Source organism: Arthrobacter sp. TmT3-37, from assembly GCF_054510835.1.
On sequence record NZ_JBTNDU010000001.1, the window covers coordinates 546,555 to 572,083 of the forward strand.

The window sequence follows — 25,529 nt, forward strand, 5'->3', positions numbered from 1 at the left end:
CGGCTACAGAGCGCCCACAGCGGTGGTGAACTTCTCCCAGGAGGAGGCGGGGTCATCGGTCTCGTCGACGTCGACACGGGTCAGGGCCTGCTGCATCGCATCGTTGATGGCGAAGTACTTGGGGCCCTTGAACGGCGTGACCTCGACGGCGGTGGCCCGATTGGCGAGAATCTGGCCGGTGGGTGCGTCGTTGAAGAACGGATCGACCTGTCCCTGCAGCTCCTCGCTCTCGAGCGCCTCGACCTGGCTGGGGAACGTGCCCTTCGACTCGAAGGCCTTGATCTGCTGCTCCGGGGCGGTCAGCCACTCGGCGAGCTTCTTCGCCTCGGCCTGGTTCTCGCCCTGGGTGGGGACGGTCAGGTAGGAGCCGCCCCAGTTGCCGCCGCCGCCGGGGAAGACATCGGCGATGTCCCAGCCCTCGACGCCCTCGGCGTTGCCCTCGATGACTCCGAGCATCCAGCCCGGGCAGAGCTTCGTGGCGAACGCGTCGGACTGGAAGCTCGCCACCCAGTCGTCCTCCCACTGCGTGAGGTGCGCGGAGAGCCCGTCCGTGACGGACGCCTGGAGGACCTGCTCGTAGATGTCCTTGACCTCGGGGTTCTCGGTGGCGATCACCGTGCCGTCGTTGTCCTCGTAGGCGTTCTGGACCTGGTTGATCATGCCCTGGTAGGTGGCGCCGGCGGAATCGAACCACGCCACGCCGTCGCTGGCGGCCACGAATTCCTTACCGGCGTCGAAGTAGTCCTGCCAGGAGCCGTCGAGCAACGCGGCGACGGACTCGCGGTCGCTGGGCAGCCCGGCCTTCTCGAACAGGTCGGCCCGGTAGCACACGCCCTGGGGGCCGGCGTCGGTGCCGTACCCGATGAGCTGTCCGTCCTCCGTGGTGGCGGCTTCCGTCTTCCAGTCGAGCCAGCGGCCCTCGACGGCCGGGTCGGTGAGGTCGGCGAACTGGTCGGGGAACTCGAGCAGCTCGGGCAGCCAGTCGACCTCGATGCCTTCGATGTCGGACAGCCCGGACCCTGCGGCCAGACGGGTGGTGAGATTGTCGCGGGCCTCGTTGGAGGTGGCGGCCTTCTTGTGATTGATCGTGACGTTCGGGTTGAGCTGCTCATACTCCTCGAAGAGCTCCTCGTAGCCGAATTCGTTGAACGTCCCGACGGAGAGGGTGACGTCGTCCGTACCGGTCTCGCCCTCGACTCCGGCGTTGTCCGAACCGCCGGATCCACAGGCGGTGAGGGCCAGGGCGAGGCATGCCGCCGTAGCGGAAAGTGCGGTGATGCGTGCTCTGCTGTGCACGGTTGACTCCTTTGTCAGCTTGATTCCGCCGCCGGTTGCAGCGGACTCGGGTGAGCATCCCTGGCGGACGCAGTGTCCGGACGGGTTCGGGCCGGGGCCGATCCTGTCGGCGGCCTCCGGTGGGTTGGCGGCGGCGGGTTGCGGGAGCACCCGGAGCCCGCCGCCGACGCGGGATGATGATGTCGGCGGGATCGCCGTCCTCCGGCAGATCAGTTCCGGTGGGAGCGCTCTCACGACGTGCCACTCATCCTGACTGTGACGTACGGCACTGTCAAGTGGGAGCGCTTCCACCAGCGCGAGATGGGAAAAAGCTGGACTATCGCCGCAGGTCAGACGCCGATCACGGTATCGGACGTGACCCTATTGTTATGTGGCGGCGGTACCGGCGGACGTGCCGCCGCTAGAGTTGCGCTCACCGGGTACCCGACCACGAGGAGTTCACAGGCGATGAGCCAGGAGTCTTTCCCCCCATGGACCATCACGCTCGGCGAGCTCGACGAGAAGATGGGTGTCGTGATCCTGGAGCAGTCGGCGGAGCGCGTCGTCGCGACGATGCCGGTGGAGGGCAACCGACAGTCCTTCGGCCTCCTTCACGGAGGGGCGTCGCTCGCGGTCGGAGAAGCCGTAGGCTCCTGGGCGGCGGTCATCCATGCCTCCACCCTCGGGAAGACTGCTGTAGGGGTGGACGTCTCCGCGACGCACCACCGCGGCGCCCGCGAGGGAACGGTGACGATCACCGCCACGCCGATCCAGCTCGGCCGCACCCTGACCACGCACGAGGTGCTGCTGACCGACGACGCCGGGCAGCGGCTCTGCACCCTCCGCATCACCAACCTGCTCCTGGACAAGCCGCATTCCGCGAGTACCGTTAGGCCATGACTTCCGCCACGCGTGCCCGCAGGACCCGTTCCACCCGATTCGTCGCCCTCGCTCTCGCGACGTCGGCGGCGCTGGTCGGCGGGGCCGCCGGCCCCCCCGCAGCCGCACCCAAGGCACCCCTGTCGTATGTTGCCCTCGGTGACTCCTACGCGTCAGGATTCGGTGCCGGCTCGTACGTCAACGGCTGCGGCCAGTCGCCACTCGGACTGCCCGGGATCCTCGACGGGAAGAAGCAGGTCGACCTGGTCGCCGATGCCACCTGCGCCGGAGCGAAGGTCGTCACGGAGCCGGGCGGCGCCGTCGACCTCCCGGAGCAGGTGGCGGGCACGACCGCCGCCCGAGCACTGTCGGCGGACACCGATCTCGTGACCATCTCGGCAGGCGGCAACGACGCTGGCTTCGGGGAGGTCGCAGGGGTGTGTGCAACCCAGTCCCCCGCGATCTGCGCACAGTTCATCGCGGCCAAGAACGCCGCCGCGCTCCCCGTGCTCGACCGCACCCTCGATGCCCTGTACGACTCCATCGACGCGGCGGCCCCGAATGCCACGGTGGTCGTGACCGGCTACCCCCACCTGTTCTCCCCCGAGTTCGGGACCCCGGTCATCCCGATCGCCTCGCAGACCGCGTTCAACGCGGGCACCGATGCCCTCAACGCCGTGATCCGCACCCAGGCCGAGACGCACGGCTTCACCTTCGTCGACCTGGTCCCGAAGTTCGAGGGCCACGGGCTCGGCTCCACGGACCCCTGGATCACCTTCCAGGCAGGAGCCTCCGACAACCTGCATCCCACCGCGGAGGGCTACAAATCCGGGTACTACCCCGCGGTACGCAGTGCCGTGAACTTCTCCCAACTGCAGCGCTAGGGGCTCCGTCCGCCGGGCGCGCGGGGGTCCGGCGGAGTCACCGGGACGGCTGCCGACGTCGACCGCACACCCCTCGTGCACGTCCGGGACGCTCCCCCGACACCTTCCGCCGGCCCGCCCCTTCAGAAACAGGGCTGGTGGGCCTACCCTGTCGCCATGCCCTTCTCCATCCAGATCTCGATCGACTGCACGGACCCGCACGCCCAGGCGGACTGGTGGGCGGAGACCCTCGACTGGGTCGTCGAACCCACCGACGAGGCGTTCCTCGACCGGATGATCGCGGAGGGCTTCGCCAGCGAGACGGACGTGATCGTCCACAGCGGCAAGCGGGTCTGGAAGGACGGAACGGCGATCTGCCGGGCCGACGACGTCGGCCGGGCCGGCCGGGAGCGCATCCTGTTCCAGCCGGTCCCCGAACCCAAGGTCGCCAAGAACAGGGTCCACCTGGACATCAACCTCGGCGGAGCCGACCGGGACGAGCAGCGGACCCGGCTCGAGGCGCGGGGCGCCCGCTACCTGGCACGGCACTCCCAGGGACCGCACGCCTGGTACGTCATGCTCGACCCCGAGGACAACGAGTTCTGTATCGCCTGACGCCCCCGTACGACGCCGGGGGCGGGACGGGTCGGCGCCGTTCCGCCGCTAGACTCGACGGGTGACTTCAGAGCTGCCCGCCAAGGTATCCGACATCTTCGACCCGACCCGCTGGCGGGTCGTGGCGGGTTTCGACGACTTCGCGGACATGACCTACCACCGCCAGGTGGAGCGCGACGCCGACGGCGCCGTGGTGCGCGACCTCCCGACCGTGCGCATCGCCTTCGACCGTCCTGAGGTCCGCAATGCGTTCCGCCCGGGTACCGTCGACGAGCTGTACCGCGCCCTCGACCACGCCCGCATGACGCCCGACGTCGCGACCGTGCTGCTGACCGGCAATGGTCCCAGCCCCCGCGACGGCGGCCACTCCTTCTGCTCGGGAGGCGACCAGCGCATCCGGGGCCGTGACGGATACCGGTACGCGGAAGGCGAGACCGGGGAGACGATCGATCCTGCCCGTGCAGGGCGCCTCCACATCCTCGAGGTGCAACGGCTCATCCGGACCATGCCCAAGGTCGTCGTCGCCGTCGTCAACGGCTGGGCGGCGGGCGGTGGCCACAGCCTGCACGTCGTGGCGGACCTGACCATCGCCTCGGCGCAGCACGGCCGGTTCAAGCAGACCGATGCGACCGTCGGCAGCTTCGACGCGGGATACGGGTCGGCCCTCCTGGCCCGGCAGATCGGGCAGAAGAGGGCACGTGAGATCTTCTTCCTGGCGCGCGAGTATTCTGCGCAGGACATGGTGGAGATGGGCGCGGTGAACGAGGCCGTGGACCACGAGGAACTCGAGGTGACGGCGCTGGCCTACGCGGCGGACATCGCCCGGCAGAGCCCGCAGGCGATCCGCATGCTGAAGTTCGCCTTCAACCTCGCCGACGACGGACTCGCGGGCCAGCAGGTCTTCGCCGGCGAGGCGACACGCCTGGCCTACATGACCGACGAGGCGGTGGAGGGGAGGGATGCCTTCCTCGAGAAGCGTGCGCCGGACTGGTCCTCGTTCCCCTACTACTTCTAGGAGCCACGTGGAACTCCTTCCCGTGCACACCCCCGAGGGCTTCGACCCGCTGGGACTGCTGAAACCCCTCGCCGCCGCACTCTCGGGCGAGGGACCCGCCGTCGCGCCCCATGTACTGCCGGGCCAGGTCTTCGACGGCACCCTGCCGAACGACGAGATCGCTGCCGTCATCAGCACGTCGGGATCGACGGGGACACCCAAGCAGACGATGCTCAGCGTCGACGCGCTCGCTGCCTCGGCGATGGGCACCGCGTTCGCGCTGAAGGCCGAGGGCCAGTGGCTGCTCACCCTCCCCGTGCACTACGTGGCCGGGTTCCAGGTCCTCGTCCGCTCCCTGTACGCCGGCACCCAGCCCTGGGTCATGGACACCTCCGCCGGCTTCACCGCAGAGGCCTTCACCGATGCGGCCGCCGAGCTGACGGACCGCGTCCGGTTCACCTCGCTGGTCCCCACGCAGCTCCACCGCCTGCTGGCCGATCCGTCGCCGGAGACGCTGAGGCTCCTGCGCCGCTTCGATGCCATCCTGCTCGGCGGGGCGCCCGCCGGGACCTCCCTGCGGTCCCTCGCGCGCAGCCAGGATCTGAAGATCGTCGAGACCTACGGCATGAGCGAGACCTGCGGCGGCTGTGTCTACGACGGGACCCCGCTCGACGGCGTCGAGCTCCGCTCCGTGGACGGGCGTCTCCGCATCGGCGGGGCGGTCCTCGCCGACGGTTACCTCGATGCGCCCGCCCTCACCGAGGAGAAGTTCGTGTTCAACTCGGGGCGGCGCTGGTTCGTCACGGACGACGCCGGGGACGTGGCACTCGACGGCGCCGTCACCGTGCACGGACGGCTCGACGACGTCATCATCACGGGTGGGCTGAAGGTCTCCGCCATAAAGGTGTCGGACGTCATCCAGGCCCTGCCCGGCGTCGAGCAGGCCATCGTGCTCGGTATCCGGAGCGAGGAATGGGGCGCTGCCGTCGCGGCCGCGATCGTGGGCGATGTCGACGCCGAGGTGATCCGCCAGGCTGTCCACGTCGAACTCGGGGCACACGCCGTCCCCAAGTCCATCGTCACGCTCGACGCCTTCCCCCTGCTGCCCGGCGGCAAGCCGGACCGCCGCACCGTCCGCTCGCTCCTCGAACGCGCCTGAGCGTCCGAGGACACCAGAAGCACCACCGACCCGACCAGAAGGAACCTCCCGTGGCGACTGCCGCTCAATGGCTTGAAGGAGCCCGTCCCCGCACCCTCCCCATGGCCCTCGCACCGGTGATCATCGGCAGCGCGGCCGCGTTCGGCCTCGGATCCTTCAAGCCGCTCAACGCAGTGCTCGCCGCGATCGTGTCCGTGCTGCTGCAGGTGGGCGTGAACTACGCGAACGACTACTCCGACGGCATCCGCGGGACCGACGACGAGCGGGTGGGTCCGCTCCGCCTGACCGGATCGGGGGTGGCCCAGCCCCGCCAGGTGAAGCACGCCGCCTTCGCGTGCTTCGGCCTTGCCATGCTGGCCGGGCTGGCGCTGGTGATCCTGGCCCAGGCCTGGATCCTCCTCCTGGTCGGGGTGGGCTGCATCGCGGCCGCCTGGGGATACACGGGAGGGAAGAACCCCTACGGGTACCTCGGCCTCGGTGATCTGTTCGTCTTCGTCTTCTTCGGGCTGGTCGCCACCCTCGGCACCACCTTCACCCAGGCGGACCAGCTCAGCGCCGCCGCCTGGATCGGTGCGGTGAGTACCGGCCTGATCGCCATGGCGCTCCTGATGGCCAATAACGTCCGCGACATCCCGACGGACAGCGTGGTGGGCAAGAGGACCCTCGCCGTGCGACTCGGTGATCCGGCCGCCCGCATCAGCTACGTCATGATGCTCGCGGCGGCGGTCCTGCTGCCCCTGTTCCTCAGCTACGACTACCCGTGGGTGCTGCTGGTGCTGCTGCTGATCCCGGCGTGCCTCCAGCCGAGCTGGTTGATGCTCACGGGCAAGAAGCGCGGGAGCCTGATCCCGGTGCTGAAGCAGACGGGCCTGATCAACCTGGCGTTCAGCCTCCTCTTCACGGCAGGCATCGTCGTCACGACGGTCCTCGCCTAGGCGGAGCCGGCCGGACCGCCCGAGGGTGCCGGCGGGGTGCCGGCGGGCCGCCTTCGGCAGCGTTGCCGTGCGGCTGTCGTCCCCCGGGACCGACGCTATGTTCCGCGTCGGCCGGCGCCCCGAGACGGCCTGTCAGGCAGCGGTGCCGCGCGGCTTCCGGTCCGCATTGACCGGGGTGTTGGGATCCAGTGCGTCCTCGGCCGCTGCGTCGTCGAGCTCGACCGCGGACCGCACGGGCGGCGCGCCGGGCGTGAAACGCCGCTGCAGGGTGGCGGCGGCGGCGTCCCGGAGGGTGCGGAAGAACAGGTACGTCACGCACCAGGCGAGGATCGCGGCCACCACCGCCGACAGGAACAATCCGAGGCCCAGCAGCACGCACGCCACGTAGAACACGACGATCAGCAGCAGGCGCAGGGCGGTGAATTTGAGGAAGGCCACGCTCCAAGTTTACTCGCCTACAATTGGCGCATGCCCCGCCTCCTGCTCTTCGCCGCGATCCTGGGGGTCGCCGTCGTCATCTATGCACTGATCGACTGCGTCATGAGCCGAAAACACGAGGTGCGGAGCATCTCGAAGACGGCGTGGTTCGTGACCATCCTCATCCTGCCGCTCATCGGGGCCGGGATGTGGTTCCTGTTCGGACGTCCTCGCAGCGAGGGTCCCTCCGGTCCGCGGCGTCCGGCTCCCCGCACGCCCACCGCGCCGGACGACGATCCGGCCTTCCTCCAGAACCTCGAAGCGCAGCGCCGCCAGCGCGCCCGCGAGCAGGAGCGCCGCCGCCGCGAGCAGGAGCAGAAGGAACGCGAGGCCAAGGCCGGCGAGGCCGGCCGGGAGACTCCCCCGAAGGACGACAAGCACGACGGCGAAGGCAACGACGACGCCGGGTCCGGTTCCGCGGGAGCCCACCACCCCTGACACCCTGCGTCCGCCTGCCAGGCCTCTGCGCCGGTGCCGAGAGCCCTCGCACCCCCTGATCGCGGGCGGCCGCTGGGCAGGTCCGACAGGTCGCGCGGCAGGCAGGACCGTCCCATGCGCCCGATCCCGTAGCACCCACAGATCGCGAACGACCGGTGGGCATGGTCGATCATGCCCGCGGATCGGACCTCATCAGTGGGCGGAAACCGAAGCCGCCCTTCGGGCAGGACCGACGGCGCGACCGACGGACACCCCGGCCGCACGCCATGCTCCCTGCTTGTACCCCCGCCGGAGGGGGCGCTCCCGGACACGCGAGAGCCCCGCGGCATCCACCGCGGGGCTCTCCCGTTCCGACCGGCCGATACGCGGCCCGCGCCTACACTCCCGAGTAGCTGTGGAGCCCCGAGAAGTAGATGTTCACGATCGTGAAGTTGAAGACGATGCAGAGGTACCCGACGATCGACAGCCAGGCGGCACGCGTGCCCGTCCAGCCACGCGTGGCACGGGCGTGGAGGTAGCCGGCGTAGACGGTCCAGATCACGAACGTCCAGACCTCCTTGGTGTCCCAGCCCCAGTAGCGGCCCCATGCCTGCTCGGCCCAGATGGCGCCCGCCATGAGGGTGAAGGTCCAGCCGACGAACGCCACGGCATTGAGCCGGTAGGACAGGTTCTCGAGGCTCAGCGCGGAGGGCACGAGGCGGAGGAACCGCGCGGTGTCCGCCTTGCCGGCGAGGAGTTTGGCCTCGCGGGAGGTCTGCAGGAGCTGCAGCACGGACATGGCGAACGTGATGGTGAACAGCGCCGAGGACGCCACGGCGATGGAGACGTGCACGATCAGCCAGTAGCTCTGCAGGGCGGGGATCAGGCGGGCGACCGGCGTGGGGAAGCCCACGGTGGCGGCGCAGAGCATGATGACCACGAGTCCCACCACGAAGGAACCGACGAACCGCAGATCCTTGCGGGTGAGCGTGATGAGGAAGATGGCGGCGACGAGGAAGGCACCCGTGGTGCAGAACTCGTACATGTTGCCCCAGGGGACACGGTGCGCGGCGATCGCCCGGGTGAGGACGGCGGCGCCGTGGACGACGGCGGCCAGCACCGTCAGCGAGACGGCGATGCGCGCTGAGCGGCGCCGGGGCCCCGACCCGTAGTCCATCGAGGCGTCCGCCGTCGCCGGCGATCCTGCCGCTGCCGCGATCGAACTCCCGCCTCGTGCGCCCACGCCCGCGAGGGACCGGGCCGGCGCCGCCTGCTCGTCCGCGAGCCGCGTCTCGAGGCTGCCGATCGTGGAGCTCGACTTCACGAGGTCGAGCACGAAGAAGACCAGGGCCACCACGTAGGCGATCGAGGCCAGCAGCATGAAGAGCTCACTGACCTGCCCGAGCTCGGCATTGACTGGTGGTGTCATGACTTGTCCTTTGCGTTGGTGTGCGACTGCCCCGTGCCGGCCGGTGCGGCGTCCTGATGACTATGGTCCCCCGCGCTGCCGGTGGGGACCAAGAAGCGATCCGCCAGCAGCTTCTCGACGGCTGCGCCTTCCGCCGGCAGGCGGTGGTCCTCACCGCGTGCCAGCAGCCCGTACTCGACCATGAGGCGCCCGTCCGGGTGCTCGCCGGTGCGCACCCAGAGCCTGCGGCGCCCGATGAACAGGGACGCCGAGAGTCCGAGCAACGCGAGTGTCGAGAAGACCAGTGCGCCCAGCTCGCCGGGATCGTGGTGGATGTCGAGGGCGACGTAGCGCTTGAGCCCGTCGAAGGTGACGGAACCCTTGCCCTCGGGCAGGTCGTACGTCTGTCCGACGCCGAGCACGATCCCGCCGTCGTCGTTGTTGCGGCTGTTGAGCTCGGTGAGGTTCTCGGTGTCCAGCACGTAGACGTTCTCGGGCGTCCCGTCGTCGAGCCCTAGGTCCCCGTAGTAGGAGTTCAGGTTCAGCTGCGGGTTGAAGGGGTCCGGGTCCCGCGAGAAGGAGACCCCCTTCTCGTCCACGAAGGCGGTGGGCAGGAAGAACCCGACGAAGCCGAGCTGGTCCGGCTTCGCGTCCGGGGCCTTGATGACGATCAGCGAGGTGTAGAGGCCGTCGGACGGGACCGAGACGACGGGGCCCTGCTGGGCGATGTTCCCCTCGCCGTCACGCACGGTGACGACGGGCGCGTAGCCGTTGCCGACCAGGTAGACGTTGGTGCCGCCGATGGTGATCGGCGCGTTGACCTTGAGGACCTGCTGCGCCTCGTCCTCGCCCGGTCCGTCCTGCGTGGTGACGTTCGCCGTGAAGTCGAGCGGCTGGCCGTAGTGGCTCTCCTGCTCGCGGTCGAAGCGCACGTCGAACGAGTCGAGCCGGATCGAGTACGGCTCCAGCTGATCGTCGGAGAAGTTGGAGCCCGGGCTGAAGCTGTCGTAGCCGATCAGGGTGTTCACGAAGCTGTCGCCCTCGACGATCACCTTCTGGCCGTTGTAGCCGAAGAGCCCGCCGACGGCGACCGACACCAGGACGCCGATGAGCGAGGTGTGGAAGACGAGGTTGCCGAGCTCCTTGGCGAGGCCGCGTTCGGCGCCGACGGAGGGGCGGTCGGTCCCGGCATCGCGCACGTCGACGCGGTAGCCGCGCTTCCGCAGGACCGCGGCGGCCTGCTCGGCGGCGGACGACGGCGTGAGGCCGGCATCACGCGCCCGGTCGGCAGGAACCTCGAGCGTGCCGTACACGGGCAGGCGGGAGAGCCGCTTGGGCGTACGTGGCGGCGTGGAGCGCACGGCTCGAAGATGCGCGATCGCCCGGGGCACCACGCAGCCGATGAGCGAGATGAAGAGCAGGAGGTAGATCGCCGAGAACCAGACGGACGAGTAGACGTCGAACAGCTGGAACCAGTCCAGCACGGGCCCGGTGTCCGGGTTGTCCTGGATGTACTGCGTGACGACGGCGGGGTTCGCCGGGCGCTGGGGGAACAGCGAGCCGGGAACGGCCGCCACGGCGAGCAGGAGCAGCAGGAACAACGCCGTGCGCATGCTGGTCAGCTGCGTCCACGCCCACCGCAGGGTGCCGAAGACGCCGAGTGAGGGCAGGACGACGTCGGCCCTGGCGCCCGGGGCGCCTGCCGTGTCCCTCGTATCCTGTGAGACGTCCTGCTTCACTGTGCCCTTTCCGAATGATGTCGATTGTTCGCGTGCGTGTCCGGCGGATGCCACCGGTAATCAGATCGGCAGGACCACGTTGCCGATCAGGAGGTCCTGCAGCTGGGTGATCCAGAAGTTCCAGATGCCGGTCACCATGAGGACACCCACGAGCACCAGGAGTCCGCCCCCGGCCCGCTGCAGCAGGAGCCGGTGCTTCCGGAAGAAGGCGAGGGCCCCCATGCCGCGGCGTACGCCGAGTGCGATCAGCAGGAACGGAAGGCCCAGGCCCAGGCAGTAGACGAACGTGAGGACCGCGCCCTTGAGTGCCGTCGCGTCGTTCCCGGAGATCGCCAGGAGTTGGACCGCACCGAGCGTGGGGCCGATGCACGGCGCCCAGCCGAGCCCGAAGGTCACACCCAGCAGGGGTGCCCCCAGGAGGCCGGCGGGTACCTTCGCATGGACGCGGCTCTCGCGCTGGAACCAGGAGAGACCGCCCATGAACACGACGCCCAGCAGGATCACGACGACGCCGAACACCTGGATGAGCCACCCCTGGGACACCCTCAGGAAGGCGCCCAACTGCCCGAACAGGGTCCCGTAGGCCATGAAGACGACCGAGAAGCCGAGCACGAAGAGCCCGATCCCGGCCAGCATCCGTCCCCTCTTCTGCTTCTCGAGGTCGACGCCGGTCAGGCCCGTGACGTACCCGAGGTACCCGGGGACCAGCGGCAGGACGCAGGGGGAGGCGAAGGACACCAGACCGGCCAGGAGCGCGACCGGCAGGGCGAGGAGCATGGAGCCGTTGAGCACGGCGTCGGCGAAGGCGTTCCCCGCGGCGAGGGGAACGTGTCCGGCCATGGCCACCGTCATGGACGGGACGCGGCGGGCGCGCTACTCGGCGAGGGCATCATGGATCAGGGCCTTGAGGGTACCGCGGTCGGCCAGTCCGAGGATCCGGGCGGACACCCGCCCCTCCCGGTCGAGGACGATCGTCGTGGGGACGGCCTGCGGCGGGACGTACTGGGTCATGCCGAGCAGCACTCCCCCGTCCTTGTCATCGAAGCTCGCGTAGGGGATGCCGAAGCTGCGCTCGAACGCCTCTGCGGTGGCCTGCTCGTCACGGATGTTGACGCCGTAGAACGCTGCGCCCTGCGGCGCGTACTCGTCGTGGAGCGAGACGAGGTCCGCGGCCTCCTCCCGGCAGGGTGCGCAGGCGGCGTACCAGAAGTTGAGCACGGTGACCTGGCCGTCCCAGTCGGCGCTCGATACGTCCGTCCCGTCGAACAGGGTGCCGGAGACCTCGACGGGCTCACCGCGGTCCGCGGCCGCGTACTCCGTGACGGAGCCGTCCCCTGCGATGTAGTTCTTGCCGTCACCGGCCGCGGCCTGCTGTGCGAGCGGGTCCTCGGCGGCACAGGAGGTGACCACCAGGGAAACCGGCAGCACGACGGCGAGCGCCATGCCCAGTTCGAGCAGGAGGCGGCGCTTTGGGGGACGGGCGGTTGGTGTCACAGCTTCTTCCGATGATTTCTACGACGTGTAGTAATTCTATTACGCCCCGGGGACATTCGCCGCACCGGGCAGCAGGTCGGCGCAGGGCTCGGCGTAGCGCACGCGGCGAACGGAGTCACCCTCGAAGTCGAGCGACGTGACGGACGTGAGGGTGCACTCGCGCTGGCGCGGGTCGTGCCAGAGCCGGCGATGCTCAGCGGCGAGCCGTGTCACCCAGATGGGCAGCTGGTGGCTGACGAGGATCGCCTCGGCGGGACGGTCCGCCCCTCCGCCCTCCGCGAGTTCGAGGGCGCGGCGGCGGGCGTCGTGCACCCCGAGCATCACCCGCGCCGCCTGCTCGGCGTAGGGCTCCCCCCAGGACGGCCGGAACGGATTGACGAGCAGGGGCCAGTACCTCGGCTGGCGGAGCCTGCTCTTGATCCTCGACATCCCCTCGAAGCGGTTCTCGGCCTCGATGATGCGCTCATCCGTGGCGATCTCCAGGCCCAGCGCCTCGGCGAGGGGGCGCGCGGTCTCCTGGGCCCGCGTCAGGGGTGAAGCCACGAGGTGGACGATGTCGGCACCCTCGTCGCGGCGCTGCTCGAAGTGACCCGCCACCTGCAGGGCCATCTGGCGGCCCAGTTCGGAGAGGTGGAACTCCGGAAGCCTCCCGTAGAGGACGCCCTCGGGGTTATGGACCTCACCGTGGCGCACCAGGTGGACGGTTGCTCGCTGCATGGGTCCAGTTTCCCGCATGTCCCCGCACGACGGCCAATCGGGGCGCAGTGGACACCGGTACATTTACTTGAACATTCCACCGATCTGTGGAATAAAACATGCATACGCATGCTTCTATCCACTGTAAGCGTCGCCACCACCACTTCTCAGGAGTTCATCATGACTGTCCCCTCAGGCCTCACCTCCGGCACCTGGTCCTTCGATCCCGCCCACAGCGAGGTCGGATTCAGCGTCCGCCACGCCGGTATCAGCAAGGTCCGCGGCTCGTTCAAGGACGTCGATGCGTCCCTCACCGTCGGATCCTCCCTCGAGGATTCCAGCATCACGGCGACCATCAGGACCGCGTCGTTCACCTCGGGCGACGAGAACCGCGACGGGCACGTCAAGGGCGCCGACTTCTTCGACGTCGAGCAGTTCCCCGAGATGACCTTCGTCTCCACCTCCCACACCGGCTCCGGCGAGACCTACGAGATCCACGGAGACCTCACCATCCGCGGGATCACCAAGGCGGTCGTCCTCGACGCCGAGTTCAACGGCGTGGCCGTGGACCCCTTCGGCGCGACCCGCGCAGGCGTCTCCGCCTCCACCACCATCTCCCGCAAGGACTTCGGCCTGACCTGGAACGCAGCACTCGAAGCGGGCGGCGTCCTCGTCGGCGACAAGGTGACCATCACCATCGAAGCCGCCTTCGTGGCTCCCGCCGTCGTCACGGTCTAGTCCCGCATCCCGGCCGCCGGGCCGGCCGGCAGCACGCTCACGGCCGACGTCGTCCCCTGGACGGCGTCGGCCGTTGCCGTCGGCCCCTGTCCGCGGCCGCGGCCGACGAACTAGGCTGACGATGACCGCATCCACGAAAGGCACGTCCATGGGGGCTCCGGCGGGTGGATGGACATTCGAACCGCAACGGAGGACGCAGCGATGAGCACGCCACAGGACGATCCGAACGGGCAGGGCAACAGGCAGGGCGAGGGACAGCCGTGGAGCGCACCCGGCACAGGCGGTACCGGCCAGGGCGGACACGTCCGGCCCGGCGCCTACGGACAGGGCGACGGTGGGGGCCGGTACGACTACCAGTCGGCGCAGCAGCCCTCCAGCTACGCCTACCCGACGCCCCCCGCCGGGGGATCCGGCCCGGCGGACAAAGGTCCCGCACCCGCGGAGGTCCAGCGGGCGTACTACCTCATCCTGGCGGCGGGCATCCTCTACCTCGTGGCGTCCGTCGTCTCGGGCCTGACCACCCCCGTGCCGGATGCTCCGGGAGCATCCATCGGCGTGGGCCTGGGGATCGTCTTCGCGGCCCTCTTCACCGCCGTGTACATCGTGCTGGCCGTCTTCATCAGGAAGGGCCACAACTGGGCGAGGATCACTGCGACCGTGCTGGCAGGGCTGAACGTCCTGTCCGTCCTCAGCAGTTTCCTCCTCCTCCCGCTCGTGGGCCAGGCTGCAGAGGCGACCGGCCAGGCCGCGGTCCAGCCCTCAGGACTCTCGCTCGCCCTGAGCGTGATCGTCATGCTCCTCGGCGTGGCCGGCGTCGTCCTGACCTACGCGAAGCCCGCGCGGCCCTACTTCGCACCGAGGAAGCTCGGCTACTGAGCGGGACCTCCGCAGCAATACCTACTGGGCGCGGGAGATCGGATCGAGGTCCGTCTCCTGCGCCCGCTGCGCGTGATAGGCGAGGATCTGCAGTTCGGTGGACATGTCCACCTTCCGCAGCTGCACGTGCGGCGGCACCTGGAGCACCACCGGCGCGAAGCTGAGGATGCTGGAGATCCCAGCGTCCACCAGGCGGTCGCACAGCTCCTGCGCCACGGCTCCCGGCACGGACAGGACCGCCATGTTGGTGCGGGTCCGCTCCAGCACGGCCTCGAGGTCGTCGACGGCGCTCACGCGGAGGTAGCCGACCTCGGACCCGACGACGAGCTGGTCGGCGTCGAAGATCGCGACGATCTCGAAGCCGCGCGAGACGAAGCCGGAGTAGCCCGCCAGCGCGCGGCCGAGGTTGCCGGCGCCGATGATCGCCACGCGCCAGTCCAGCGTCAGCCCGAGGGCGATCGAGATCTGCCGGTTCAGGTACTGCACCTCGTACCCGACCCCCCGGGTGCCGTACGACCCCAGGTAGGAGAGGTCCTTGCGCAGCATGGGCGAATTGACCCCGGCAGCATCCGCGAGCTCCTCGGAGGACACGCGTTCGATCCCCTCGGCGAGCAGCGAGTTGAGGGCCCGCAGATAGATGGTCAGGCGGGCCACCGAGGCGGGCGGGATATGGCGTGACGAATCACCCACGGGGTGGAGGCCTGGCGTGTCCGGCGTTGTCACTGTCATCGGCTCCGTTGCTAGCACCACCGCGAGCGGGCGGTGGTTCCTGGTCCCCCGGCGTCGTCGGGGCGGAAGTAGAACCACTGTATGCCGACGACGCGGGGCCTCCAAGCCGGACCGGCACGCCCTGACAGCACCCGGAGGGCCTAGGACAGCAGCCTGCGCAGCCTCGCCTCGTCGATCGACCAGAAGTCACGCTGCACCCCACCGATGAACAGGACGGGGAGTTCCTCGGCGAACTGCTGCCCGAGTGCCGGGGCATCGGTCACGGACAGTTCCCGCCAGCCGATCCCGAGGTCCCTGGTCACACGGTCCACCACTGCGCGCGCGTCCTCGCAGAGGTGGCAGTCCGGGCGCGTGAGAAGCACGACGCCGCTTCCCGGCGCATCAGCGGTCGATTCCATGCCTCCACCGTACTGGCGGGGGCAGGCCCGCGGAGCGAAGAACTAGACTCGGAGCATGCCGGACGCCATCCAGGGCACGCAGCCCTCCCCAGAGCCTCCGGCGCCGCCTCCGGGCGAGGCCGCGTTCTTCGACGTCGACAACACCCTCATGCGGGGCGCGAGCCTGTTCCACGTAGCGCGCAAGATGTACCAGCGGAAGGCGTTCACGCTCCGTTTCGCGGCTGGACTGGCCTGGAAGCAGCTGCGCTTCATCATGCGCGGCGAGACGATGACCGACGTGGATGCGGTGCGCGAGGCCGCCCTCGCCTTCGCGATCGGGATCGCCCACGAGGACATCCTGGCCCTCGGTGAGGAGGTCTACGACGAGATGATTGCCTCGAAGATCTGGCCCGGCGCCCGCGCCCTCGCTGAACAGCACCTCTCCTCGAACCGGCAGGTCTGGCTCGTGACCGGCACGCCCGTGGAGGTTGCCGCCGTCATCTCCAGCCGGCTCGGCCTGACCGGCGCGCTCGGGACGGTGGCCGAGGTCATCGACGGGCTCTACACCGGACGGCTGGTGGGCGACTTCCTGCACGGCTCGGCGAAGGCCGCTGCCGTCCTGGCGGTCGCCGAGAGGGAGCACCTCGACCTCGCACGGTGCTGGGGCTACAGCGACTCGTACAACGACATCCCGCTGCTCACCGCTGTCGGCCACCCCGTCGCGATCAACCCGGACAGGAAGCTGCGCCGTCATGCACGCGCCAACAACTGGCCCGTCTACGACTTCCGCAGCGGTCGGCGTGCGGCCACCTTCGGCCTCAGCGCCGCCACGCTCGTCGGGTCCGTCTACGGCCTGTGGCGCGGCTTCTCACGCTTCCGGGGCCGCTGACGCCGCGGCCCGGCTCTGCCTTCTGCGCGATCCGCAGGGCCGGGGAACGACGACGGCCCGGATCCGACGCCTCGAGGGCGGGGATCCGGGCCGGTCTGCACACCCCGGCTCATGGCCGGGCGCCTGCCTACTTCTTGTTGCGGCGCTGGTGACGGGTCTTGCGAAGCAGCTTGCGGTGCTTCTTCTTCGCCATACGCTTGCGGCGCTTCTTGATAACTGAACCCATAGAGTCCTCACAAACTTGTTCTGTTGCCAGGGCGGCATCAGGCTCGTAGCCGGAAGGCCGTCCCTGGTCATGACGTCGGCACCTGCCGTCTGGCAGTCGCCCGGATGATGCAATAAATCGAGCGGGCCTAGGCCCGCCCAAAACGCTCCTTAACAGGGTACATCCGTTTGAACAACGGACTGGACGCGCGGACCCGGCCTCAGGCGCTCTCGGACTGGCCCTCGACCTGCGCGGCGAGGAGGAAGGCCTCGACCGCCGATTCGGGGACGCGGTACGAGCGGCCGAACTGCACCGCAGGGAGGTCACCGGCATGGACGAGCCGGTACACCGTCATCTTCGAGACACGCATGAGCTCGGCCACTTCCGCGACCGTCAGGAACTGCACATCCGAGAAGTTGTTCCCGTCTGCCATCTCACCACTTTTCCTTTGCACGAAGGCTGTTGTTCACCCTGAGACCGGCATCGGGGAGGACACCCCTGGAGGGACTCTCCGGCGTGTCGTCCTGAGCTGTCTGGATTTTCGCCTAAGGAACAACTCTAGTGGCTCCTGTGATCAAAGTGAAAGGACTGTGCGTCACCCAGGCGTCCGTCGTGGGAAGGCCCTACGATTCGCGACGCCGCCGCAGCTGCGACAACAGATCCGCGGCACGCTCGGCTGCGCGTCCCATGGTCCTCCCGATGGGCGGCCGGACGGCCTCGACCCCGGTCGGAGGCTGCGGGGCGGCGAGCACCGCTGCAGCCAGCACCCCGGTCTCGGCGATCTCCGCGGCCCCGGCAGCGCCGACATCCGCATCTGTCGCTGCTTCCGGCGTCGCGTCGGCCGATGCCTCCCCGGCCGGTTCCCCGAGGGCCGTACCTGCCTGCGTCGCGGACGCCTCGAAGTCGGCGAGCCAGTTCCGCACGTGGTCGAGCGGCGCCGGATCCAGCGAGTAGTACCGCTTCTGGCCCTGCGCCCTCATGGTGACCAGTCCCGCTTCCCGCAGGACCTTCAGGTGCTTCGACACCGTCGGCTGGCTCACCTGCAGCTCGACAACGAGCTCCCCCACCGCTTTGTCGCCGTCCCGCAGGTTCTTGAGGATCTGCCTGCGTGTTCCTTCGGCGATGACAGCGAAAACATCATCGATACCCATCCGCCTACCCTAGCGATATATACGCCGCCGGGCATCCTGCGACCCGACGCATCAGTCGAACCAGGGATCCAATCCGTGCAGCGGGAACACGGCCTTGCGCGTCGCCATCACCGTGCGGTCCAGGTCATCATCGGGGTCGTAGCCGACCTCCCAGGAACGCCACCACGTATCCGCACCGTCCCCCATCAGGCGGGGTGCATCGATCCCGTGCCGCTCGAGGACGTACTCGCGCCAGGCTGCGGGTACCTCGCTGCCCGGACCCAGTGCGGCGCCCGCCGCGACCGCGACGAGCAGCGTCCAGGCGCGGGGCACCACGCTCGCGAGTGCGTACCCACCCCCGCCGGTGGCGATCCACCGCCCGCCGCACAGGCGGTCCGCCAGATCCCGCACGGCGACCATCATCGCGTGCTGGGCGTCCACGCTCACCCGGAGGTTCGTCAGGGGATCCTCACGGTGGGAGTCGCAGCCGTGCTGGCTGACGATCACGTCGGGCGCGAAGGCCCCGGCGAGCTGCGGCACGACGGCGTGGAAGGCCCGCAGGACGGCGGCATCGCCCGCGACGGTCGGCAGCGCCACATTGACGGCGTAGCCCTCGGCGCCGGGCCCTCCCGTCTCGTTGGCGAAGCCCGTGCCCGGGAAGAGGCTCATGCCCGTCTCGTGGAGGGAGATCGTCATGACGCGGCGGTCGTCCCAGAAGATGCTCTGCGTCCCGTCCCCGTGGTGGGCGTCGACGTCGATATAGAGGACGCGCTGCGCGCCGCGGTCGAGCAGCCGCTGGACGGAGGCGGCGGCGTCGTTGTAGATGCAGAAGCCGCTGGCCCGCGAGCGCGCTGCATGGTGCATGCCGCCGCCGAAGTTGACCGCCCGCACGGTCGTGCCCTGCAGGATGGCATCGGCGGCACCGAGCGAACCACCGGCCAGACGGGCACTGGCCTCGTGCATCCCGGCGAAGGCGGGATTGTCCTCCGTGCCGAGTCCGTGCGCGGCGTCGGATCTGTCCGGATTGCTGCTGACGAGCCGGACGGCGCTGATGTAGTCGGGGCTGTGGACGCAGGCGAGGTCCTCGTCCGATGCCACGAAGGGCCGCGCGACCGTCACGCCCCGGCGGTCGAGCAGTCCGCAGTCCCGCGTGAGGCGGGCCGTCAGGTGCAGCCTCTCCGGATTCATGGGGTGCAGGCCACCGAAGTCGTAGGCCAGCATCGAATCGTCCCAGACGACCTGGAGGGGTACCGCTGGCCCGGAGTGCGTAGACATCCCTGCAAGGCTACGCGATGGCGGATATTCCGACGATGCCCGCGGGTGAGATGCTTTACTACTGCAGGAAGACAACAAGGGGCGGTCACCGTGCCGCTTCGGCGGGAGGACCGGCAGACGGGGCAGAGCGGGCGTCAATGCTAAGTCAACAGCCGCGGTGGCTGAAGGACGATCAGAACGGATACTTCAGGCTGCTGGCCTCGATCCGTGACTTCGTCGACTCCTTCGCCAACAGCTCTCCCGCGCGGCTCGCCCTGTTCATCTTCAGCGGCGTCATCCTGCTGTTCACCGCGCTCCTGAGCCTGCCGATCGCGACCACCAGCGGCGAGGTCACGGTCCTGCACGACGCCTTCTTCACCGCGGTGTCCGCCGTCTGCGTCACCGGGCTCACGGTCGTCTCCACGGCCACCCACTGGTCCTTCTTCGGGCAGCTGGTGATCCTGCTCGGCATCTTCATCGGCGGACTGGGCACCCTCACGCTCGCATCCCTGCTCGCGCTCATCGTGAGCAAGCGGCTCGGCGTGCGCGGCAAGCTGCTGGCCCAGGAGGCGCTGAACAACGCCAGCCGCCTGGGGGAGATCGGCACGCTCCTGCGGATCGTCATCGTCACCTCCGTGGTCATCGAGATCGTGCTCGCCGTCGTCCTCATCCCCCGCTTCATGATCCTCGGCGAACCGTGGTGGCAGGCGCTGTGGCACGGGATCTTCTACTCGATCTCCGCCTTCAACAATGCGGGATTCACACCGCACAGCGACGGGCTGGTGCCCTACGAGACGGACCTCTGGATCCTGACACCGCTCATGGTCGGCGTGTTCCTCGGCAGCCTCGGGTTCCCCGTGGTCATGGTGCTCGTCCAGGTGCGCCACCGGTTCAGCAAGTGGACGCTCCACGCCAAGCTCACCGTGTCCGTGTCGCTGATCCTCCTCGTCGCGGGGACGTTCGGCTGGGGCTTCCTCGAGTGGGAGAACGACCGCACGATCTCCGGACTCAGCGTGGTCGACAAGAGCATCCACGCCCTGTTCGCCTCCGTGATGACACGCTCCGGCGGGTTCAACCTCGTGGACCAGAACGACATGAACACGACGACGATGCTCCTCACGGACGCGCTCATGTTCGCGGGCGGCGGGTCCGCGTCCACGGCCGGCGGCATCAAGGTCACCACGATCGCGGTCATGTTCCTCGCGATCGTCGCCGAGGCGCGGGGTGACGCCGACGTCCGCGCCTGGGGCCGCACCATCCCGCACGGCGCCATGCGCGTCGCGATCTCGGTCATCTTCATGGGTGCGACGCTCGTCCTCGTCGGCAGCGGCCTGATCCTCGCGCTCTCCGACGAGCCGCTCGACAAGGTGGTCTTCGAGGTCATCTCGGCCTTCGCGACCGTGGGCCTCAGCACCAACCTCAGCGCCGAACTGCCCCCTGCGGGCAAGTACGTCCTGTCCGCCCTGATGTTCGCCGGGCGCATGGGCACCATCACGCTCGCCTCGGCCCTGGCGCTGAGGCAACGCAGCACGCTGTACCGCTACCCCGACGAGAGGCCGATCATTGGCTGAAAGACCCGCCCACAACGCACCCGTCCTCGTGATCGGCCTCGGCCGCTTCGGTGCGGCCACCGCCGAGCAGCTGGTCCGGCAGGGCCGTGAGGTGCTCGCCATCGAGCGCGATCCGCAGCTGGTGCAGAAGTTCGCGAGCATCCTCACGCACGTCGTCGAGGCCGACGCCACGAACATCGACTCCCTCCGCCAGCTCGGCGCGCAGGAGTTCTCCGCCGCCGTCGTCGGCGTCGGGACCTCGATCGAGTCGAGCGTGCTCATCACGGCGAACCTCGTGGACCTCGGGATCGACCATCTCTGGGTCAAGGCGATCACGCCCTCGCACGGCAAGATCCTCAAGCGCATCGGCGCGAACCACGTGATCTATCCCGAGGCCGACGCCGGGCAGCGCGCCGCGCACCTGGTCGGCGGTCGCATGCTGGACTTCATCGAGTTCGACGACGGCTTCGCGATCGTGAAGATGTACCCGCCGAAGGAGACCCAGGGGTTCACCCTCGCCGAGTCCTCCGTGCGTTCCAAGTACGGCGTCACGGTCGTCGGGGTGAAGTCCCCGGGCGAGGACTTCACCTACGCCCGGCCCGACACGAAGGTGTCCGGCCGGGACATGCTGATCGTCTCGGGCCACGTGGATCTGCTCGAGCGCTTTGCCGGCCGTCCCTAGCGTGCCGCGGGGGCCCGGTTCCCCGCAGCAGGACCCCGCGTCGCCGGCCCGCGTCCGCCCCGCGTTCCGGCCGGCGGCCGCATCGGCGCTCGGGGGTGCCCTCGTGCTCGCCGTCGTCGTCGCTGCCGCGCAGATCCACGGACTCGACCTCTCCGTCTACCGGGAGGGCGCGCTCGCGCTGCTCGGCCGGGCGGGCGACAAGGACCTGTACGACGACGCCCTCGTGCAGACCGACACGCGCGGCCTACCCTTCACCTATCCCCCGTTCGCCGCGATCCTGTTCGTGCCCCTCGCGCTCGTGCCGCAGTCCGTGGCCCTCGGCATCGTCACCGCGCTGTCCTGCGGCTGCCTGGCAGGCGTCGCGGCCCTCGTGGTGCGGTACCTGCGCTCGGCCCGCCCCGCAGGCGCGACGGCGCCGCGGCACACCGCCGTCGCCGTGCTCGCGACGATGCTCGTCCTCGGCCTCAGCGGACCCTGGCGGGAAGGCCTCGGCTTCGGGCAGGTGAACGCCCTCCTGATGGTCCTGGTCCTCGCCGACCTGCTGCGCTCCACGCGGTTGCCCTCCGGCGTCCTCGTCGGGATCGCCGCGGGCATCAAGCTGACCCCGCTCGCGTTCGGGCTGGTCTACCTGGCCCGGAGGGACTGGCGTTCCCTCGCCTGGTTGGCGGCGTCCTTCGGCTCCACCGTCGCCCTCGGGTGGGTCCTCGCCCCCCGCGAGTCCGCGGTCTTCTGGCTGGATGCACTGTTCGACGCCTCCCGCGTGGGGGCGACGGCCGACCTCTACAACGTGTCACTCAATTCGATCGTGGCCCAGTCCGGCCTGCCCGGATCCCTGCAGCGGCCCGTGTGGGCGCTGGCGTCCCTCGCCGTGATCGCCGTCGGGTATCTGGCGATCCGGCGGGCGGACGACGACGGCGACACCGTCCGGGCGATCGCCGCCAACGCCGTCGTGATGCTCGCGATCTCACCGATCTCCTGGTTCCACCACTGGGTCTGGATCGCGCTGGTCTTCCCCGCCGCCTACCTGTCCGCCCGGGAGGAGGGCGCACGGCGCACAGCCGTCCGGGTGCTGCTGGCCGCTCTCGTGCCCGTCATGATGTTCTCCTCCATCACCGTGACCCTCACCCTCACGGGGGCCGTGTCGGGCGAGGGGCCGCTGCCCCTGCGGCTCTTCACGGCACTCGGCGTGGTCCTGCCGGTGGCGCTGCTGGGGCTTTGGGCGCTGCGGCCGGTCAGGCGGACGGCGGCCCTGCCAGCTCACGGGTGATCGCCGCCGCGCGGGCGGTGGCGGACTGCGCGCCGGCGGTCACGATGTGCGCCAGTCCGAGCTTGTCGAAGGTCTCGATGGCGCTCTGCGTCGTCCCGTTGGGGCTGGTCACGGCCCGTCGCAGCGCCGTGGCGTCGGCGCCCTCCTCCGCCAGCATGAACCCGGCTCCGGCGACCGTCTCGCGGGCGATCAGCTCGGCCAGCCCGGGGTCCAGGCCGAGTTCCTCGCCCGCGGCCGCCATGGCTTCCGCGAGGTAGAACGCGTACGCCGGTCCCGAGCCGCTGATGGCCGACAGCGCGTCGACCTGAGCCTCCGGGATCTCGACGACCGTACCGGCCGGCCGCAGGAGTTCCCGGGCCTGCGCCATGAGCTCCGGCCCCGCCGAGGTGCCGGCCGAGATGGACAGCACGCCCCGTCCGAGGCGCGACGGCGTGTTGGGCATGGACCGGATGACGGGCTGCCCCGCGGGCAGCGCCGCCTCGATCATCGCGATGGACACCGCGGCGGCGACGCTCAGGACGACGGCGGTCGGTTCGAGCGCGGGCGAGACCTCACGGGCGAGGGGGACGATGCCGACCGGCTTCACTCCCAGGACGACGACGTCCGCGTTGCGGACCGCGGCGACGTTCGCACCGTCGTCCTCGGCGGTGGCGAGGGCCTCGATCCCGTGGCGCCGGCGCAGCTCCGCCGCACGCTCGGCGCGCCGCACGGTGGCGGTGACCAGAGCGGGGTCCAGCCCGGCGGCGAGCAGCCCGGCGAGGATGGATTCGTTCATCGAACCACAGCCGAGGAAGGCGATGCGCTGCGTTGCTTGCGGAGTCATGGCCCCATCCTGCCACGAGGGCTACCAGCCTTCTCCCAGCATCCTCGTCGTCGCGGCACAAGTTGGGGGCCTAGTGTTCCAACTACCTCATAAGGGTGCGAGTGATGGGGACCGGAATTCCTGATCCGGTCCGGCGTCGGTGGCAACAGATGATTCCCCCAGCATCTGGACCGTCCACCGGCGCCATTCCTCGTTCAACGGCCCGAGCGACAGGCCGGGCGGCCGGGACGTCGGCGCCGCTCAGTGGCGCAGGTGCGAACGCGCGAAGCGGAGGGTCTCGGCGAGCCATTCCTCGCGCTCCCCCGCGCCCCGTGCCCGGCGCGTGCTGACCTCGACGGCCACCACGCCGTCCCACGCCGCCCCTGCGAGGTGTTCGAGTGCCTCGGCGCACCGCTGTTGCCCCTGCCCCGGGAGGAGATGCTCGTCCTTCCCGTTGGGCGTTCCATCGGTCAGGTGCACGTGGGCGAGCCGGTCGCCCAGCGCCCGCATCTCCTCATAGGAGTCCATCCCGGCGATGGCGGCGTGGGAGAAGTCCCAGGTGATGCGCTCGTACGGCTCCGGCACCGGGTTCCAGTGCGGCAGGTAGGCTTTCGCCTCACGGCCGCGGACCTTCCACGGATACATGTTCTCGACGGCGATCTCGACGCCGTACTCGGCTGCGACGCGCGCGATGCCCTCGGGGAACTCCTCGGCGTACCCCGTCTGCCAGCGGAACGGCGGATGCGTCACGACCGTCCTGGCCCCCACCTCGGCGGCCATCGCTGCCGAGAGTTCGATCTTCGTCCATGCCTTCCCCCAGACCTGCTGCGTCAGCAGCAGGGTGGGTGCATGGATGGCGAGGATCGGCATCTCGTACCGTTCGCTCAGGACGTTGAGCTGGTCGGGGCTCTGACTCACCGAGTTGTTGGTGACCATGACCTCGACCCCGTCGTAACCGAGGTCTTGGGCGAGCGCGAACGCGTCATGGACCGCGAGCGGATAGACGGAGGCACTGGACAGCGCGACCGGGATCGCGGGCAGGCCGTGGGCCGGGTGCGCCACCTCAGGCTCCCCTGGACAGGGGCGTGCGCCGCATCGAGTCGAGCTGGGAGTGCCCCACCCCGGCACCTGGCAGCGGCTCGTCGGCGTCGAACATCTTGGCGTCGAACCGCCTCAGCAGGAGTCCCTCCCGGAGCGCCCACGGGCAGATGTCCATGGAGGGGACATTGAACAGTTCCAGGGCGCACTCCGCCACGAGTGCTCCCGCGAGGACCTGCGGCGCACGGAGTTCCGAGACGCCGTCCAGGCTGGTGCGGTCCCTGGCGCTCATCGCGGCCAGCCGCTTCGTCCACAGGGTGAGGTCCTCGAGGCGCAGCTCGCGCCGGACGAAGGGACCTGCGGCCGACGGAGCGGCACCCGTGATGCGTGCCAGTGACCGGAAGGTCTTCGAGGTGCCGGCCACGAGGTGCGGCGTACCGAGATGGGCGAACTGCGGCACTGCCTCGCGGAGGGTCGCCCGGATGTAGCGGCGCAGTTCCTTGACGCTCCTCGCCGACGGCGGGTCGCCCTGGAGCCAGTCACGCGTGAGCCTGCCTGCGCCGAGCGGTACGGACAGGGCGACCTCGGGCAGCTCGTCCGTGCCCATCGCCAGCTCGAAGGATCCGCCGCCGATGTCCAGGTTGAGGATCGACTCCGCCCCCCAGCCGTACCAGCGGCGGACGGCCTGGAAGGTCACTGCTGCCTCCTGGTCGCCGGACAGCTCCTGCAGGTCGACGCCGGTCTCCTCGCGGACCCTCGCGAGCACCTCGCTGCCGTTCCCCGCCTCACGGATGGCCGAGGTGCAGAAGGCGAGGAAGTCCTCGGCGTCGTGCCCCGTCGCGAACTCCCGTGCCTCGCGGACGAAACCCACCAGCTCGTCCTGTCCCTGCCGGGAGATGCAGCCGTCCTCGTCGAGGTAGGCCACGAGCTGCAGGGGCTTCTTGTGGGAGGCGAAGGGCACCGGCCGACCACCGGGGTGGGCATCCACGAGCAGCAGATGGACCGTGTTCGACCCTATGTCCAGCACACCTAGCCGCATTG

Annotated in this window: 29 protein-coding genes; 13 read left to right on the plus strand and 16 right to left on the minus strand. The window is 69.5% G+C overall.

The window, feature by feature from the left end:
* Positions 1-3: 3 nt before the first annotated feature.
* Positions 4-1,296: an ABC transporter substrate-binding protein gene (locus ACX80U_RS02595; RefSeq protein ID WP_133081149.1), complete on the minus strand. Its 1,293-nt coding sequence runs from the start codon at positions 1,294-1,296 to the stop codon at positions 4-6.
* Positions 1,297-1,743: 447 nt separating this feature from the next.
* On the opposite strand from ACX80U_RS02595, the gene ACX80U_RS02600 reads away from it, so the two are divergent.
* The 6 genes from ACX80U_RS02600 to ACX80U_RS02625 all read left to right on the plus strand — a co-directional run bounded on the left by ACX80U_RS02600 (position 1,744) and on the right by ACX80U_RS02625 (position 6,720).
* Positions 1,744-2,175: a PaaI family thioesterase gene (locus tag ACX80U_RS02600; protein WP_459267301.1), complete on the plus strand. Its 432-nt coding sequence runs from the start codon at positions 1,744-1,746 to the stop codon at positions 2,173-2,175.
* Positions 2,172-3,038 carry an SGNH/GDSL hydrolase family protein gene (locus ACX80U_RS02605; protein WP_459267302.1) on the plus strand — a complete coding sequence of 289 codons (867 nt, stop codon included), beginning with the start codon at positions 2,172-2,174 and terminating at the stop codon, positions 3,036-3,038. Before ACX80U_RS02600 ends, ACX80U_RS02605 begins: the two co-directional genes overlap by 4 nt.
* 156 nt (positions 3,039-3,194) lie before the next feature.
* Positions 3,195-3,632: a VOC family protein gene (locus ACX80U_RS02610; RefSeq protein ID WP_133081152.1), complete on the plus strand. Its 438-nt coding sequence runs from the start codon at positions 3,195-3,197 to the stop codon at positions 3,630-3,632.
* Between the two features lie 61 nt (positions 3,633-3,693).
* The gene (locus ACX80U_RS02615; protein ID WP_459267303.1) at positions 3,694-4,647 is read left to right on the plus strand and encodes a 1,4-dihydroxy-2-naphthoyl-CoA synthase; all 954 of its coding nucleotides are present in this window, start codon (positions 3,694-3,696) and stop codon (positions 4,645-4,647) included.
* A gap of 7 nt (positions 4,648-4,654) precedes the next feature.
* Positions 4,655-5,785, plus strand: coding sequence for an AMP-binding protein (locus ACX80U_RS02620; RefSeq protein ID WP_459267304.1), 1,131 nt, complete (start codon positions 4,655-4,657; stop codon positions 5,783-5,785).
* 50 nt (positions 5,786-5,835) lie between these two features.
* Entirely contained in the window at positions 5,836-6,720 is an 885-nt protein-coding gene (locus ACX80U_RS02625; protein WP_133081155.1) for a 1,4-dihydroxy-2-naphthoate polyprenyltransferase, read from the plus strand.
* Between the two features lie 132 nt (positions 6,721-6,852).
* Here the strand turns inward: ACX80U_RS02625 and ACX80U_RS02630 are convergent, their stop codons facing one another.
* Complete coding sequence (locus ACX80U_RS02630; RefSeq protein ID WP_133081156.1) at positions 6,853-7,158, minus strand: DUF4229 domain-containing protein; 306 nt, start codon at positions 7,156-7,158, stop codon at positions 6,853-6,855.
* 30 nt (positions 7,159-7,188) lie between these two features.
* Between ACX80U_RS02630 and ACX80U_RS02635 the strand changes: the two genes are divergently transcribed.
* Positions 7,189-7,635, plus strand: a complete 447-nt coding sequence (locus ACX80U_RS02635) for a PLDc N-terminal domain-containing protein (protein WP_133081157.1) — start codon at positions 7,189-7,191, stop codon at positions 7,633-7,635.
* Between the two features lie 376 nt (positions 7,636-8,011).
* Here the strand turns inward: ACX80U_RS02635 and ccsB are convergent, their stop codons facing one another.
* From ccsB to ACX80U_RS02660, 5 genes are all read right to left on the minus strand, one after another.
* Entirely contained in the window at positions 8,012-9,043 is a 1,032-nt protein-coding gene (ccsB, locus tag ACX80U_RS02640) for a c-type cytochrome biogenesis protein CcsB (RefSeq protein WP_459267305.1), read from the minus strand.
* Positions 9,040-10,761: a cytochrome c biogenesis protein ResB gene (resB, locus tag ACX80U_RS02645; RefSeq protein WP_244185875.1), complete on the minus strand. Its 1,722-nt coding sequence runs from the start codon at positions 10,759-10,761 to the stop codon at positions 9,040-9,042. The genes ccsB and resB overlap by 4 nt, the downstream gene beginning before the upstream one ends.
* Before the next feature lie 60 nt (positions 10,762-10,821).
* The gene (locus tag ACX80U_RS02650; RefSeq protein WP_459267306.1) at positions 10,822-11,601 is read right to left on the minus strand and encodes a cytochrome c biogenesis CcdA family protein; all 780 of its coding nucleotides are present in this window, start codon (positions 11,599-11,601) and stop codon (positions 10,822-10,824) included.
* Positions 11,602-11,634: 33 nt separating this feature from the next.
* Positions 11,635-12,204, minus strand: coding sequence for a TlpA family protein disulfide reductase (locus ACX80U_RS02655; RefSeq protein ID WP_133081570.1), 570 nt, complete (start codon positions 12,202-12,204; stop codon positions 11,635-11,637).
* A 90-nt stretch (positions 12,205-12,294) separates the two neighbouring features.
* Complete coding sequence (locus ACX80U_RS02660; RefSeq protein WP_133081159.1) at positions 12,295-12,972, minus strand: histidine phosphatase family protein; 678 nt, start codon at positions 12,970-12,972, stop codon at positions 12,295-12,297.
* 159 nt (positions 12,973-13,131) lie between these two features.
* Here ACX80U_RS02660 and ACX80U_RS02665 point away from each other — a divergent pair, with 159 nt between their 5' ends.
* The gene (locus ACX80U_RS02665) at positions 13,132-13,689 is read left to right on the plus strand and encodes a YceI family protein (RefSeq protein ID WP_133081160.1); all 558 of its coding nucleotides are present in this window, start codon (positions 13,132-13,134) and stop codon (positions 13,687-13,689) included.
* 201 nt (positions 13,690-13,890) lie between these two features.
* Positions 13,891-14,565 (plus strand): hypothetical protein, encoded by a 675-nt coding sequence (locus ACX80U_RS02670; RefSeq protein ID WP_208739163.1) that lies wholly within the window; start codon positions 13,891-13,893, stop codon positions 14,563-14,565.
* Positions 14,566-14,586: 21 nt separating this feature from the next.
* Here the strand turns inward: ACX80U_RS02670 and ACX80U_RS02675 are convergent, their stop codons facing one another.
* Together ACX80U_RS02675 and ACX80U_RS02680 are read right to left on the minus strand one after the other, a co-directional pair.
* Complete coding sequence (locus tag ACX80U_RS02675; protein WP_459267307.1) at positions 14,587-15,294, minus strand: redox-sensing transcriptional repressor Rex; 708 nt, start codon at positions 15,292-15,294, stop codon at positions 14,587-14,589.
* 140 nt (positions 15,295-15,434) lie between these two features.
* Positions 15,435-15,692 carry a glutaredoxin family protein gene (locus tag ACX80U_RS02680; protein WP_133081163.1) on the minus strand — a complete coding sequence of 86 codons (258 nt, stop codon included), beginning with the start codon at positions 15,690-15,692 and terminating at the stop codon, positions 15,435-15,437.
* A 55-nt stretch (positions 15,693-15,747) separates the two neighbouring features.
* Here ACX80U_RS02680 and ACX80U_RS02685 point away from each other — a divergent pair, with 55 nt between their 5' ends.
* The gene (locus ACX80U_RS02685) at positions 15,748-16,560 is read left to right on the plus strand and encodes an HAD family hydrolase (protein WP_133081164.1); all 813 of its coding nucleotides are present in this window, start codon (positions 15,748-15,750) and stop codon (positions 16,558-16,560) included.
* A 127-nt stretch (positions 16,561-16,687) separates the two neighbouring features.
* Here ACX80U_RS02685 and ACX80U_RS02690 read toward each other — a convergent pair whose 3' ends face one another.
* The 4 genes from ACX80U_RS02690 to ACX80U_RS02705 form a co-directional block, all read right to left on the minus strand.
* Positions 16,688-16,786, minus strand: coding sequence for a 30S ribosomal protein bS22 (locus ACX80U_RS02690; protein WP_003792170.1), 99 nt, complete (start codon positions 16,784-16,786; stop codon positions 16,688-16,690).
* A gap of 199 nt (positions 16,787-16,985) precedes the next feature.
* A complete protein-coding gene (locus ACX80U_RS02695) occupies positions 16,986-17,198 on the minus strand; it encodes a helix-turn-helix domain-containing protein (protein WP_133081165.1) in 213 nt (70 codons plus the stop codon).
* A gap of 190 nt (positions 17,199-17,388) precedes the next feature.
* Entirely contained in the window at positions 17,389-17,916 is a 528-nt protein-coding gene (locus ACX80U_RS02700; protein WP_133081166.1) for an ArsR/SmtB family transcription factor, read from the minus strand.
* 51 nt (positions 17,917-17,967) lie between these two features.
* On the minus strand, positions 17,968-19,170 hold the full coding sequence (locus ACX80U_RS02705) for an acetoin utilization protein AcuC (RefSeq protein WP_459267308.1): 1,203 nt from the start codon (positions 19,168-19,170) through the stop codon (positions 17,968-17,970).
* A gap of 137 nt (positions 19,171-19,307) precedes the next feature.
* Here ACX80U_RS02705 and ACX80U_RS02710 point away from each other — a divergent pair, with 137 nt between their 5' ends.
* Genes ACX80U_RS02710 through ACX80U_RS02720 form a run of 3 tightly spaced genes read left to right on the plus strand, consistent with a single transcriptional unit; the run spans position 19,308 to position 22,648 of the window.
* Positions 19,308-20,720: a potassium transporter TrkG gene (locus tag ACX80U_RS02710; protein ID WP_133081167.1), complete on the plus strand. Its 1,413-nt coding sequence runs from the start codon at positions 19,308-19,310 to the stop codon at positions 20,718-20,720.
* Positions 20,713-21,381 carry a potassium channel family protein gene (locus ACX80U_RS02715; protein WP_104050125.1) on the plus strand — a complete coding sequence of 223 codons (669 nt, stop codon included), beginning with the start codon at positions 20,713-20,715 and terminating at the stop codon, positions 21,379-21,381. The genes ACX80U_RS02710 and ACX80U_RS02715 overlap by 8 nt, the downstream gene beginning before the upstream one ends.
* Positions 21,365-22,648, plus strand: coding sequence for a glycosyltransferase 87 family protein (locus tag ACX80U_RS02720; RefSeq protein ID WP_459267309.1), 1,284 nt, complete (start codon positions 21,365-21,367; stop codon positions 22,646-22,648). The genes ACX80U_RS02715 and ACX80U_RS02720 overlap by 17 nt, the downstream gene beginning before the upstream one ends.
* Here ACX80U_RS02720 and proC read toward each other — a convergent pair.
* From proC to ACX80U_RS02735, 3 genes are all read right to left on the minus strand, one after another.
* The gene (gene proC / locus ACX80U_RS02725) at positions 22,614-23,471 is read right to left on the minus strand and encodes a pyrroline-5-carboxylate reductase (protein WP_459267310.1); all 858 of its coding nucleotides are present in this window, start codon (positions 23,469-23,471) and stop codon (positions 22,614-22,616) included. The two genes, ACX80U_RS02720 and proC, sit on opposite strands and share 35 nt — an antisense overlap.
* Before the next feature lie 240 nt (positions 23,472-23,711).
* Positions 23,712-24,512 (minus strand): sugar phosphate isomerase/epimerase family protein, encoded by an 801-nt coding sequence (locus tag ACX80U_RS02730; protein WP_208739175.1) that lies wholly within the window; start codon positions 24,510-24,512, stop codon positions 23,712-23,714.
* Between the two features lies 1 nt (position 24,513).
* Positions 24,514-25,527, minus strand: a complete 1,014-nt coding sequence (locus ACX80U_RS02735) for a Ppx/GppA phosphatase family protein (protein WP_459267311.1) — start codon at positions 25,525-25,527, stop codon at positions 24,514-24,516.
* Between the last annotated feature and the right edge of the window lie 2 nt (positions 25,528-25,529).

Excerpts from the sequence above, each read along its gene's own strand:
- ACX80U_RS02660 (WP_133081159.1), bottom strand. The coding sequence starts at position 12,972 with ATGCAGCGAGCAACCGTCCACCTGGTGCGCCACGGTGAGGTCCATAAC.
- ACX80U_RS02680 (WP_133081163.1), bottom strand. The coding sequence starts at position 15,692 with ATGGAATCGACCGCTGATGCGCCGGGAAGCGGCGTCGTGCTTCTCACG.
- ACX80U_RS02695 (WP_133081165.1), bottom strand. The coding sequence starts at position 17,198 with ATGGCAGACGGGAACAACTTCTCGGATGTGCAGTTCCTGACGGTCGCG.
- ACX80U_RS02675 (WP_459267307.1), bottom strand. The coding sequence starts at position 15,294 with ATGACAGTGACAACGCCGGACACGCCAGGCCTCCACCCCGTGGGTGAT.
- ACX80U_RS02700 (WP_133081166.1), bottom strand. The coding sequence starts at position 17,916 with ATGGGTATCGATGATGTTTTCGCTGTCATCGCCGAAGGAACACGCAGG.
- ACX80U_RS02635 (WP_133081157.1), top strand. The coding sequence starts at position 7,189 with ATGCCCCGCCTCCTGCTCTTCGCCGCGATCCTGGGGGTCGCCGTCGTC.
- ACX80U_RS02735 (WP_459267311.1), bottom strand. The coding sequence starts at position 25,527 with ATGCGGCTAGGTGTGCTGGACATAGGGTCGAACACGGTCCATCTGCTG.
- proC (WP_459267310.1), bottom strand. The coding sequence starts at position 23,471 with ATGACTCCGCAAGCAACGCAGCGCATCGCCTTCCTCGGCTGTGGTTCG.
- ACX80U_RS02705 (WP_459267308.1), bottom strand. The coding sequence starts at position 19,170 with ATGTCTACGCACTCCGGGCCAGCGGTACCCCTCCAGGTCGTCTGGGAC.
- ACX80U_RS02605 (WP_459267302.1), top strand. The coding sequence starts at position 2,172 with ATGACTTCCGCCACGCGTGCCCGCAGGACCCGTTCCACCCGATTCGTC.
- ACX80U_RS02685 (WP_133081164.1), top strand. The coding sequence starts at position 15,748 with ATGCCGGACGCCATCCAGGGCACGCAGCCCTCCCCAGAGCCTCCGGCG.
- ACX80U_RS02665 (WP_133081160.1), top strand. The coding sequence starts at position 13,132 with ATGACTGTCCCCTCAGGCCTCACCTCCGGCACCTGGTCCTTCGATCCC.
- ACX80U_RS02600 (WP_459267301.1), top strand. The coding sequence starts at position 1,744 with ATGAGCCAGGAGTCTTTCCCCCCATGGACCATCACGCTCGGCGAGCTC.
- ACX80U_RS02690 (WP_003792170.1), bottom strand. The coding sequence starts at position 16,786 with ATGGGTTCAGTTATCAAGAAGCGCCGCAAGCGTATGGCGAAGAAGAAG.
- ACX80U_RS02650 (WP_459267306.1), bottom strand. The coding sequence starts at position 11,601 with ATGGCCGGACACGTTCCCCTCGCCGCGGGGAACGCCTTCGCCGACGCC.
- ACX80U_RS02670 (WP_208739163.1), top strand. The coding sequence starts at position 13,891 with ATGAGCACGCCACAGGACGATCCGAACGGGCAGGGCAACAGGCAGGGC.
- ACX80U_RS02710 (WP_133081167.1), top strand. The coding sequence starts at position 19,308 with ATGCTAAGTCAACAGCCGCGGTGGCTGAAGGACGATCAGAACGGATAC.
- ACX80U_RS02655 (WP_133081570.1), bottom strand. The coding sequence starts at position 12,204 with ATGGCGCTCGCCGTCGTGCTGCCGGTTTCCCTGGTGGTCACCTCCTGT.
- ACX80U_RS02610 (WP_133081152.1), top strand. The coding sequence starts at position 3,195 with ATGCCCTTCTCCATCCAGATCTCGATCGACTGCACGGACCCGCACGCC.
- ccsB (WP_459267305.1), bottom strand. The coding sequence starts at position 9,043 with ATGACACCACCAGTCAATGCCGAGCTCGGGCAGGTCAGTGAGCTCTTC.